This window comes from Asticcacaulis machinosus (genome assembly GCF_028550435.1).
Taxonomy (GTDB): domain Bacteria; phylum Pseudomonadota; class Alphaproteobacteria; order Caulobacterales; family Caulobacteraceae; genus Asticcacaulis; species Asticcacaulis machinosus.
Window position 1 is genome coordinate 1,117,698 of record NZ_JAQQKV010000001.1, and the last position, 11,918, is coordinate 1,129,615.

7 protein-coding genes are annotated in these 11,918 nt (G+C 56.5%); 3 read left to right on the forward strand and 4 right to left on the reverse strand.

Annotated features, from left to right (window positions below; genetic code table 11):
- Positions 1-11: 11 nt before the first annotated feature.
- From PQU98_RS05365 to PQU98_RS05375, 3 genes are all read right to left on the reverse strand, one after another.
- Complete coding sequence (locus PQU98_RS05365; protein ID WP_272743864.1) at positions 12-1,544, reverse strand: alkaline phosphatase D family protein; 1,533 nt, start codon at positions 1,542-1,544, stop codon at positions 12-14.
- Between the two features lie 196 nt (positions 1,545-1,740).
- Positions 1,741-3,993 carry a TonB-dependent receptor plug domain-containing protein gene (locus PQU98_RS05370; RefSeq protein ID WP_272743865.1) on the reverse strand — a complete coding sequence of 751 codons (2,253 nt, stop codon included), beginning with the start codon at positions 3,991-3,993 and terminating at the stop codon, positions 1,741-1,743.
- Positions 3,994-4,187: 194 nt separating this feature from the next.
- Positions 4,188-4,952 (reverse strand): HAD-IIA family hydrolase, encoded by a 765-nt coding sequence (locus PQU98_RS05375; protein ID WP_272743866.1) that lies wholly within the window; start codon positions 4,950-4,952, stop codon positions 4,188-4,190.
- A gap of 173 nt (positions 4,953-5,125) precedes the next feature.
- On the opposite strand from PQU98_RS05375, the gene PQU98_RS05380 reads away from it, so the two are divergent.
- Positions 5,126-6,022 (forward strand): MurR/RpiR family transcriptional regulator, encoded by an 897-nt coding sequence (locus PQU98_RS05380; RefSeq protein WP_272743867.1) that lies wholly within the window; start codon positions 5,126-5,128, stop codon positions 6,020-6,022.
- Here the strand turns inward: PQU98_RS05380 and PQU98_RS05385 are convergent.
- Positions 6,009-8,138: a phosphocholine-specific phospholipase C gene (locus tag PQU98_RS05385; RefSeq protein ID WP_272743868.1), complete on the reverse strand. Its 2,130-nt coding sequence runs from the start codon at positions 8,136-8,138 to the stop codon at positions 6,009-6,011. The two genes, PQU98_RS05380 and PQU98_RS05385, sit on opposite strands and share 14 nt — an antisense overlap.
- An 883-nt stretch (positions 8,139-9,021) precedes the next feature.
- Here PQU98_RS05385 and PQU98_RS05390 point away from each other — a divergent pair.
- Both PQU98_RS05390 and PQU98_RS05395 read left to right on the forward strand, forming a co-directional pair.
- Entirely contained in the window at positions 9,022-9,669 is a 648-nt protein-coding gene (locus PQU98_RS05390) for a hypothetical protein (protein ID WP_272743870.1), read from the forward strand.
- Positions 9,666-11,543, forward strand: coding sequence for a caspase family protein (locus PQU98_RS05395; RefSeq protein WP_272743871.1), 1,878 nt, complete (start codon positions 9,666-9,668; stop codon positions 11,541-11,543). The genes PQU98_RS05390 and PQU98_RS05395 overlap by 4 nt, the downstream gene beginning before the upstream one ends.
- Positions 11,544-11,918 lie beyond the last annotated feature (375 nt).

Consider the following 11,918-nt stretch of genomic DNA (forward strand, 5'->3'; position numbering starts at 1 on the left):
GATATTTCGGCTTACATCTCCGAAGTGCGGAACTCGGCATCGGTTACGACACCTGAACCCACAACGCCTGCATCCGTGACTACGCGGTACTCCGTGTGCCAGTCTTTGGCGGTGACCGTGCTCCTGACATAGCCGCGTTTCTGACCGTTGAGATAGGTGACGTGCGGATTGGCATCGCGCACAGCCATCATGTCACCCGCCCACGGACAATGGGACGCAATCGACGTGCCGGCAAACTCATAGCCGATCTTGCGCGACTTCGGATCGGTCGGGGTTTCATGCAGGGTCATCGCCCCGGAGATATGCCAGTCGCCAGATAGCACCACCGGTGTGCCGTCAGCCTTAGCCAATGCCTTGGCGATCTTCTCACGTTGCAGCGGATAGCCATCCCACTGATCAAGGTTACGCACGTCGTCGTCCGGCCCTTCATTATACCGGAACGGCGAGAACCAGGTTTGGGACGCCAGAACATTAAATGCCGCGTCCGATGCCGATAGTTCTTTCAACAACCACTGTTCCTGAGCCGCGCCGGTCAGGGTGCGTTTCGGATCATCGAGCGCCGCGCAGGGCGCTTTACGATTATCGCCACAGGCCTGATCTGAGCGGAACTGACGGGTATCAAGTAGATGCACCTGCGCCGGGCCGAAACGATATTTTCCATAGAGCTGAATCTTAGATTTAAGCTGCTCGATTACCGGTGGCTTTTCGATAGGCATATGTTCCCAATAAGCCTGAAACGCCGCCAGCTTACGCACCTGAAACTCTAAGGGCGTCTGGGCTTCGGGGTCTTGAGGGATATCACTGGCCCAGTTGTTATCAACTTCATGGTCGTCCATCGCCACGATCCACGGGGCGGCAGCATGGGCGGCCTGTAAATCCTTATCGCTCTTATAAAGCGCATAGCGATTGCGGTAGTCCCACAGAGTGACGATCTCAGCGGAATTGTGCAGGCGCACCGTCTCAAACGCCTGTCGTTGACCGTTGCCCAAATCACGCATCCGTACCCCCAGGGTGCCGATCCCGCCTTCGTAAATATAGTCACCAACATGGATCACGCAGTCGGGCAGCCATTTGGCCATATCACCATAGGCCGTGAAATAGCCGCTCTCATAGCTCTGGCAACTGGCCAGAGCCAGCTTGGCGGACGGATCATTGCGGCTGGAGGTGCGGGTGCGGCCAATCGGGCTTTCGTCCTGTCCGTAATTGAACTGATACCAGTATTCGCGGCCCGGCGCCAATCCGTCGACGCGCACATGCACCGAATGACCTTCGCGCCCGGAGGTGGTAAATACCCCTTCGCGTACCGTCGTTTTCATCTGGTCGTCCGCGCACAGACGCCAGCGCACATTGACCGGTTCAGGCGTCATGCCGCCACCCTTAAGCGGATCGGGTGCCAGCCGCGTCCACAGGATCATGCCGTCATCGCGCGGACTGCCCGATGCAACGCCCAGCGTAAAATGATAGGCCCCAGAGGCCGCGCGCGCCATCGCCGGTATCCACAGGCTTGCGGCCGATCCGGCCAGAAACAATCGTCTGGAAAACATGAAGCACCTTTTGAATGATAATAAAAAAGGCCATGCCTGAGACGCTGAATACGCTTCAAACATGGCCTTCTGAGATGAGGCTTTTTAGGGCGCGGATCACGCGACCGGACGACGCTTATGACCGTATAACCGGCCCGCCCGGCCTTTGTGACCCTGCGCCTTTAGATTGGGACACACACAAAGTTAGGATTAAGATTTAGAACTTGGTGGCAAAGGTGGCGTAGAAGCTGCGCGGCTTGCCTTCAAACGGATAGCCGTAGAAATAGCGGTCATCCGTATTGGAATATTCGCCGCGGTTGAAGGCTGCGCCGTAGAAATTGTTCCCGTAGCCATAGCGTTCGGCGTAATATTCGTCGAACAGGTTGACGACGCGGAACTGGAAGCGGTGCTGCATGTTTTCACCGGCCAGATAGGTGACCGACGCATTGACAACCGTGTAGTTGCCAAAGTTCTTGCTGTATCTTGGCACGCCGGTGTCCTGTCCCTTGCCGCCGACCGCAGGCTTGGTCGTCCCCGGCAGAGCCGGACCGCCACGGGCCCATTCCGCGCCCTGGAAGCGTGGCAGCATCTGGAACTTCAGGCGGCCATCTTTTGAACTCCAGTCAATCGCACCGGTCGCAAACCATGACGGGGTTTCACCGATTTGCAGGCCTTTGCGTGAGCCGGCGGTTTCTGACGCATCCGTGCTGGTGTAAGCCAGACCGAAGTGCCACTGATCACCGACATAAAGATCAGCCTCAGCCGTCAGGCCCTTGATCTTGGTGATGGCCGATGAGTTGAAATAGGTGTTTACCGTCAGGCCCGAAGTGGTCGAAATCCGGTTGGTGATTTCAGTATCAAACCCGCCGATTTCACCGCTGACCGTGAACGCGCCAAAGGTATTGCGATAGCCGATACCGGCGTTAAAGGTTGTCGTTTCTTCCGGCAGCAGGTCAGGATTGCCGAGCGTGAAGACAGGGCTGGTCGCCTGCGGCGGACGCGGGTTGTTGATGTAAAGCTCATTGGTCTGCGGCAGGGAATAAGAGGTGCCACCATTGGCGCGGATATAGGCGTTGCCGATCGGCTGACGAACGCCAAACTTATAGATGGTCTTAGAGTCAAAGGCGTCTGAGAAGTCGGTACGCACCGCCAGCGAGATATTAGTCGACGGGCTGAACGGCAGCTTGGGGTGGAAATCAAAGAACACGCCGGTCGTGGCCGAGTCATTGTCCGGGGTGGCGAAGGCTTCGGACGAGTCATCTTTGTAAGAGACGTACTGAACGCCGCTGACCAGTTCCAGATACTTATGCGCCTGCCACAGGGCACGCACGGTCAGGCCGGTTTCCTTGTAGCCCGACTTATACTGGTTGGTGGTGCCAAAGCCGTGAGCAAAGGCCGGCTCGACAGCCCCCGTCCAGGCCCCGCGCGGGATAGTGACGGTCGGGTTGTTCGGGTCGATACAGCCCGCCGCGATACGGCAGACTTCCGGATAAAGTTCGGCGTTCCACAGCTTGGGATTAGAGTAATAGGCGGAGGCTTCAACCGAGAAGTTGTCGCTAAATCGCTTTTTAAACGACGCATCAAAGATCGGATAGCGCAGGGTATTGGGCGAATAGGATTCACCCGACGGGAACGGATCCTGGAACCAGCTTTCGACATAGATAACATTGCCGCGCAGTTCAGTATTGTCGTCGATTTGCCAGAGATATTTCGCGCCGATATTGTTGCGGTTGTAGGGATAATCCTGAATACCACCGGACAGCGCCACGTTATCCGTAAACTTGGTCGGGTCGAAAATTCGCGGTGAGTCGGTCGCCAGCATGGTGCCATACACCATCAGGCTGTGCTTACCTGCCTTATCGAGCGGGAAAGAATAGTTGCCCCAGATTTCGCGCGTCTCGAACGAGCCGTAGGAGATGCCGAACTCGCCTTTACGGGTGCCGTCCGGCTTTTTGGTGATGATATTGACGACACCGATGCCGCCGTTTGAACCGTAATAAAGGCTATTGCCGCCACGGTAAACTTCGATGGTCTCGATCATGTGCGGGTCCATCGCGGTGGCACCCCAAATGTTCTCCAGCGCCGGGCCGCGGTCATAGGTCGGCACGCCATCAAGCGCCACCAGCGTATCGCGATCCCCGCCGCCATCAAGGCGAATGGTGAATTCACCTTCGTCAGGCGAATAGCCGATGTTGACGCCCTTCACCAGAAACTGCATGGCTTCGGCCAGGTTAATCGCGCCCGAATCTTCGATCTGCTGGGCGGTGACGATCTGAACCTCCGTTCCGTAGGCTTCGGATTGTTGCGCGGCCAGGGTCTGACGCGCCATTTTCTTGGCCTCAACCGTGACGGTCTGAACCGGCTCAGCGGCATCGGCGGCCACGTCGTCAGCCGCATGGGCCAAAGTGCTCAGGCTGCAACCGAGAGCCAGCAGGCCCATCAGCGAACCATAAGGTGCTTTCAAAAACATGATATATCCCCAAAATGTGGAACCGGTTACGCCACCGGCAGCAGCTCCCCCGGTAATTGCGCAAACACACTCAGCGCCCAGGGTTCGATGTGAAATTTACCAACGGCTCATGACACTAAAAAAAGCGAATGATGACAGTTGGATGAATTTTACTCATTTTTACCATTATTATAAACTGAGCTTTATTTACTTCACTATTGGCCCAACAGTTCGGCAAAGCGAAAACCGTCTGCGGAATTGATCAGCAGACTGTTGGCCCCAAAGGCGTCAGCGCCCGCCACATCGGTCAGCGGATTATCGCCCAGCATGACCGCCTGCGACGGCGAAACCCCCAAGGCCGCGCAGGCGCGCGCGAACAGATGAGGTGACGGTTTACCGATGATATCGACACTCACACCACAGCCTTCGACGCAGGCCATAATGGCAGCCATCAACGCGCCGGTTTCCGGCACGATCCGTCCGTCCGCGCCCGGATGGGTTTTATCCGGATTCGCCACAATCAAACGTGCCCCGGTCTTGAGGCGGTTCACAATCCTCTCAAGACGATCGTAGGAAAACCCGGTGTCGCGCATCAGGACAATCACGTCCGCCGTGTCGTCATTGAGGATCAGACCCAGGCTGCGGGCATGGTTTTTCATGACCTCATTGCCGATGACCATGACGGTATCGGCAGTCTGAATACCCTGTGTGACATTTAAGGCTTCGGCGCCGGCCAGAAAAATACGGGCCGGATCGAAATCAACACCTTCGCGCGCCATTACCCTGGCAAAAACCTGCGGCAGATGGGTTGAATTGTTGGAGACAACCGCCGCCCGGTCGCCCCACACTTTAAGAAAGCGCACAGCGTCCGGCAGCAGCCGCTCCCCCAGCGCCAGACAGCCATCCCAGTCAAGCAATACCGCCTTTGACGCGGCCAGAAGGTCTTGCGCCGCATCCAGCCGCCGCGTTTGTGAAGTCATCAGATAATTCAACTTAGTCACCGAAAATATGAACCAAACTCAGTTTGATTGTGGTCAGAGATATAGATATGTTCAGCTAAAGCCCGCGTCGCATGATCAGGTGTCACAGAATCATGCCTTGAAAGCTTTGGGGGGTGATCTGCGATAGGGCGGCGGCCCGAATGGAAACCGATATGAACGACACGCCTCAAAACCAGACCCCAAATCAGCCGTCTGAAAATGCCCCGGTTGAAAACGCTCTGGTGCGGATCAACATCGCCTATCCGACCCTGGCCAAGGGGGCCCAGCGCATTGCCGACTATGTTCTGGCTCAGCCCGACCGCATTGTGCGTATGTCGGTCACGGAACTGTCCGAAGCCACGGGCGCGTCCGAAGGCAGCGTCATCAATTTTTGCCGCAAGCTGGGCCTGAGCGGGTTTCAGCATTTGAAACTCAGTCTGGCACAGGAAACCGTACAGCCGGTTCAGTTCATTCACGAAGACCTGAACCGCGACGACGATTTGCCCTCCGTATGCCGCAAGATTTTTCATTCGGGCATTCAGGCGTTGCGCGATACCTTGTCGGTCATAGATCCGAAGTCTCTGGCCAGTGCCGTTGAGATTTTTCGCAGCGCCAAGCGCATTGAAATCTATGGCATTGGCTCCTCGGCCCCCATTGCTGAAGACGCCCACTACCGGATGCTGCGTATCGGCCTTGAGGCCAAGGTCGTGATCGATAGCCATATTCAGGCCATCAGCGCGTCGCGCACTACGCCCGATGTGGCGGTTCTGACGATTTCCCATTCCGGCGCTACCCATGAGACGGTCGCGTCAACCAAACTGGCCAAGACCAATGGTGCGAAAACCGTAGTGATTACCAATTTTGCCCGCTCGCCCATTCAGGCCCATGCCGATGTGGTGTTGTTCACGATGGCGCGGGAGACGTTGTTCCGAACCGAGGCGATGACCAGCCGGATCGCCCAGTTGTGCGTGGTCGATGCCCTGATCGCCGCCCTGGCATTAGCGGATTATGATCAGGCCACCGACACCTTGAAGCGGACGTTCGATACCCTGTCGATCAAGCGGTTTTAAATTCAACTATTCCGCCCATAAGCGGATCGCTGACCGAGGCCTTTCCGGTTTCAAGCCGTCCGGCAAAGCGGCGCTCGAAACCTTGAGCGGTTATGGACAGATCGTACCAGTGACCGCTTTGGGTGGCATCGAAACTACGTTTTACGGTCTGACCGGGTTTCAGGGTAATATCAGCCGCCGCCCCACCATAGGCCGAGCCATCCAGCCGAAGCGTCAGAGGTGCCGTATGGCGGTTACGCAGCGACAGGCTGACCTGCCCGGTTTTGGGATCGCCTTTGAAGATCACTTCGGGTTCACTGACCGACATTTGCCCTTTGAGGGTGCGGTTGAAACCATTTGGCCCCAGTATCCAGAAATCATAGCTTTTGCCGCGCGCGGTAGTGGGCCAGACATCTTTGAGCGACTTTCCGGCTTCTACCGTATAGCGGCGCGGAATGGCCTCCAGGTCCAGCCGGTCATAAACCTGAAAGACCGCACCCTTATGGCCGGAATTGACAAACTCCATGCCGACCTGCGCGTCGCGGACCAAGGCGCGCACCTCAAGGTCATAGGGCAGAGGCCGTGACGGACGCGAACCCTCTTCCTGCACTAAGGCCTGCATCGCAACCGGCGGCTCGATGCGCTTACGGTGGATCTGGGCCAGCACGGCCTTTTGTGAGCCGGACGCATCCGGCAGTTTGGGGAAGGCCGGTTCATTAGGCGTGGCAAAATCAAAGGCTGAGGTCAGGTCGCCGCAGACGCTGCGGTGCCAGGGGCTGATGGCCGGAATAGTGACGTCAAAGCGCTTTTCCAGAAACTGCCCGACCGAGGTATGGTCGAACACTTCCGAGGTCACCCAGCCGCCGCGGCTCCACGGTGAGACGACATACATCGGCACACGCGGCCCCAGACCCCACGGTCTTACCGGCCCGCTGATGGTATCGTCCTTGACGCGGTACTTGTTGTCTTTGTCATTGAAATAAAAGCCCTTGAGGTCAAGGGTCGACTTGCCCGCCATGTCACCGGCGGCTGTATAGGATGGCGGCGCGGGCGGTGGCATATGGTCAAACAGGCCATCGTTTTCATCGAAGGTCTGGAAGAACACCGTCCGGCTCCAGACCTCCGGATTGGCGGTCAGGGCCTCAAGAATACCGGCGGTAAATTCCGCCCCCTGTAGTGGGGTCGAGGCCGACGGATGCTCAGACCAGTCCTTGGGCGGCAGTATCCACGACACTTCGGGCAGGGTGCCATCCTTTACATCCTGCGCAAATCGCTCCAGCGACCAGTTCGACATGCCCTTTTCATAAAGCCCTGAGCCCGGCTTGGCGTTTCGGAAACTTTCAAACGCCAGGCCGCCGTGCATGGCCCCGGTCCAGTTGTCATTCGGGTCTTGGTAAATACGCCATGACACGCCCGCGCCTTCGAGCACATCCGGGATGGTCGGCCAGGTGAAGGCCGAACCCTGATAGGTGTAACCCGGCGTCGGCAGCGCGCCCTTGATCCAGCAGCGCAGGTTATTGGGCTCAGAGTCGGCATCCGTACCGTTGATGCCCTTGGCGCGCAATTGCGGATCGTGGTTGGCGCCGGACCAGAAGACGATACGGTTCGGATCGGTGCCGGTGGTGATCGAGCAGTGATAGGCGTCGCAAATGGTAAATGCTTCGGCCAGAGCGAACTGGAACGGGATGTCGTCGCGTTTATAATAGCCCATCGAATAGGGATTTTTATACTTGGGCCAGTAACCGAACTTGCCCTGATTCCAGGCGGCCTGAGAATCGCTGAACGAATGGGGTGTGCCCGGTACGGCAATGGCGTTGGTGGTTTTGGTGTCGAGGTGATAGGGCGGGATTTCGCGCGCGCCGTCCGACTGCTTCCAAACCGGCCCGTTCGTCATCGGCACCGGATGACGATCACCAAAGCCGCGCACGCCTTTCAGAGTTCCGAAATAATGATCGAATGAACGGTTTTCCTGCATCAGGATGACGACGTGTTTGACGTCCTTAATGGTGCCCGTCACCCGGCTGGCGGGAATCGACAATGCGCTGGCGATGGCCTGCGGAAACACTCCACCCGAAGCGCTTACGGCAGCGCCGGCCCCCAGCATCCGTAAAAATCCGCGCCGATCGGCACCTGACATGATACTGCTCCCTGACTAAACTGAGTTCAGGGCGTCGTACCTCAGCTACATGACACAATAATGAAATAAACTCATTATTGTTAATTATTATAATAAATTTCACTCACCATATGTTGGTAGGTTAGGTTGTAACAATGTAACAACATTGATTGAGCCGAAATCGCGAGATTGTAGACTTCATTCCTTCCGGCTTAGCTGAAAAACCCACCAGTGGGTTCATGGATCGCGTAAACTAGGGGTGAGTTGGCAATGAAATGGGCCAAGCATGTATGATTCACCGACCCGCTTTGGCCGTAATCGTTCAATCCAAATGAGTCCGCAATGGGCCACTCGGCACACTTGCGCCCAAAGCAGCCATCTCGGTTTCCAACATGCGCACTTCCCGGTAGCAGACATTGGCAGAGCGAGCCATTTCACCTCCAATATAAAGGTTGCTTGGTTAGGAGATGGCAACGTTAGCATTGGCGGTTGGAAATTAAGGTTCGTGAACACTACACAGGCAATAAACCATAGTATTAATGTGCTAGCGAGAGATTGTTGCGGCTGCTCGCGTTCATGCTGGCGTCGAGCAGTAATGTAACTGGCCAGCTCGCGCCCGATATTTGCACGCGAGATAAGGATTGGCAAACCCTGCAACCGGACTTTACTCAGATGTAGAACGCAACGGCCCCCATTAGTTGAGCCTAGTGCACGGGCATTGCAATCTTCGAGCGAATTGAGATACTTGACGTGCGACGCTAAGTTGCCGGAGGCTTTTTCGGATGTTCGTGAGATGGGCGGAGACAGCTCGGCATAGATTGCCAGTGTGAATAACGCTAGAGTAGCAAGGTGAGAATAAGTTGGCGAAGCGAGTCGCCGACCAGCATTAACAAACAGGTCAGCCTTGGACGACACGACATCGGATACTGCGTCATCACATCCTCGACTCTACTACGCGTTTGGGCGGGAGCAGCACGCGTTCGCCAAGACCTTCGCGAAGTGCATGAACAATCTTCATCAGGAGATCGCCAGCGAAGTCATCGGTCAGGATAACCTACAGAACTATCAACACGGAGGCTCCTCCTTCCACCCCGCCTCGCCGAACCTGCCGCGATCAGAGCTGAAAGAGTCCTCCGCGATCATGGAAACGAAGTTCGAGGACATCATTGGGCAGAACCTCGCACTCCTGCCGCAGGCGCTGCAGCATCTCCACGACGCCATGACGCGCAACTTCTATGAAATGCTATTTTCGGGGGTGACCGCGTCCTGTGATCGCGTGGGAAACACGGTGTCCGCCCTTGACTACGCCAACAACGCCGAAGCCATGCTCGATGCCTTGCGGAAAGTGGAGTTCAGTGTGGATCGTAACGGCAAAGTCACCCTGCCGGAGATCCTTGTCGGACCCGGCAGCGCCGAACCCATGAGGCGTGACCTCGACAATCAACCCCAATCGTTCCGAGACGAATGGGACGCCGTCATAAAGGAAAAGAGCGGGTCCGCGCTGGCGCGCGAAGTTGAACGCCGACAACGCTTCAAAGGTCTGCAACAATGAGTCGGCGCGTTGTGCTCGCGATCGGCTGCGACCGTTATGCTCATTTGACGCCGCTAAACGGCGCAGAAGTCGATGCCCGCCGAATGTTCGAGGTCCTCACTGACCCGGACAAAGGCGGTTACGATGCGGCCGGAAGTCGGCTTTTGCTCTCTCCTCAACTGTCCGAGGTAATGAAAGCACTCGCCGATATTTTTGCCGACCTGACGCCAATTGATAGCTTTACGTTCGTTTTCGCCGGCCACGGCGCCGTTAAGAACGGTAGTTTCTATATGGCTGTGTCAAATTCGCAGTATGGGCTTCTGTCCGGAAGCGCCCTACCGCTGGGTCAGCTCTTTACGATGCTAGGCGAACAGGCACCGGCACAGTCCAATATCATCATCGACGCATGCGAAAGCGGTGGCCTGATCGCCGACCTCAACGCGCTGCTAAAGCCTGAGAACCTTGGGGCAGTCGGAACGCCCGGCATTACCCTGCTCGCTACGTCGGCGCGCAATCAAAGCGCAGGCGATACACCGAGCGGCGGCATTGGAACCAACGCTGTTCTCGACTGCATTAATGGTGCAACCTTTATTGACGACACATCCCCCTTCCTTGATCTGATTGACATTGGACGCGCGGTGTCAGTTGCGCTCTACGATACCCCCGAACAAAGCCCAGTAGTCTGGGGGTTAAACCTGTTTGGACCAAAGCGTTTCTGCCGAAATCCACGTACGGATGCCGACGCCGTTGCCCGCGCAAGCCTAGCAAGCTGGCCGCATTCCGTAGCATCTGACAGTATGCGCCTCCAGATGCCTGCACTTTGGCGTCTCTACGCAGGTCTGGAGCACGACTGGGACTCGCGCGCCTTCCTCGACGCCATGGCGCCATTACTGGACACCCTGCAGGGAGAGCCGGATCAACAACGCGCGTTGATCGAACGGTTTCTTGATCCTGCCGTCCTCAAGGCGAGCGCCTTAGCAGATGGTTTCATACCCGTCGAGGTGGCCGCCACCGGCGTGGTCGCCACTCTACCTTTCGCGGAAGCCATAGGGTCGCTAGAGGGGGGCGACGTTCTTCTCGAGCGCGTGGTTACCCAGGTCGAAAATACCCTCGATGCAATATGGGCCGATGTCGAAGCTGATCGCTTCGCCCTGATGCGATCGCGGGACGGCTTAGCGGGCTTATTCTACCTGCCATTACGCATCAGCAGAATCCTCGGATGGGCCGGACTAGCGCACCTCTATCGGTCCGGATTCGAAGAAGATAGCGCCTCTCGCTTGCGTTTGGAGCGCATCTCGCATGCGATCCTGGAGCATTATGCATTATCAGTTGTTTTTATGAGCGAGACGCAAGCGCCATTTATTGCAGTGTGGCTCTCCGCAATAAAGAAATCGTGTCTTGAACCAATCGGAGAGCGCGTCCTCCGAACCCTATCGGTGAGCATGTTGCAAACGGGTGCGAAATCAGCGAGCGCCAGTATAGAACCTGAACAAGTCTTTGATTACCTTCTGGCGCGGTCGGCTGGCGATTTCTCGGAAGCGTCGCAGCTGTGCGCCAGACCATCGGAATTCGCGCTCATGCTGATTCGTGCGAGTACGTGGTTCGGGCTGGAGGGAGAAGTAGACCAGGCGATGCACCTAATGGATCGCGAGTCGCTCATCGCCTTCCTGCCGAGACGGCTCGATCAGTTCGCCGAAGACCTGATGCAAGACGGATCGAGTATTGTCTTCAGAGTCGGGTTCGACGTCTGGACGGTAGCGGAGATCGAGAGCGCTTGGCCACAGGAAGCCGTGGTCCAACCGGCCGGAAACGCCGAACATTTCCGTTGCCTGTTAGCTGCCCTTCTTTTTCCCAATCGCGTTCCGTGGTTTCTCTTTTCGCCCCCAACACCCTAAGAGATTCTTTATTGGGAATCGGGTTCACCAATTAGTTTTTCGCTTCATTAAGTCTCGGAACCAACAGGAAAAACACGAATTTTAATGATAGCGTCCTAATCAAGGCAGAACGTCGTTTTCCCGACATCACCATTCATTGTATGGCTCGCCCGGCATTACACTAGTCATTTTTTAACTGGGAAAACGACCTCTAGGGGCACACAACGAACATGAATGTGTCGAACACCGGCCGAGTTGCGCGTTACACGGAACGCATACGCAGACTTCCGCATTCCAAATGCTGCTTACCGTTGCGAGTTCTGCTAAGGGCCAACGGTTGCAACTCGGTCTGCACGCCCCAAGCGGTTATTCTTATCGGAAACTCGAACCGCTCCC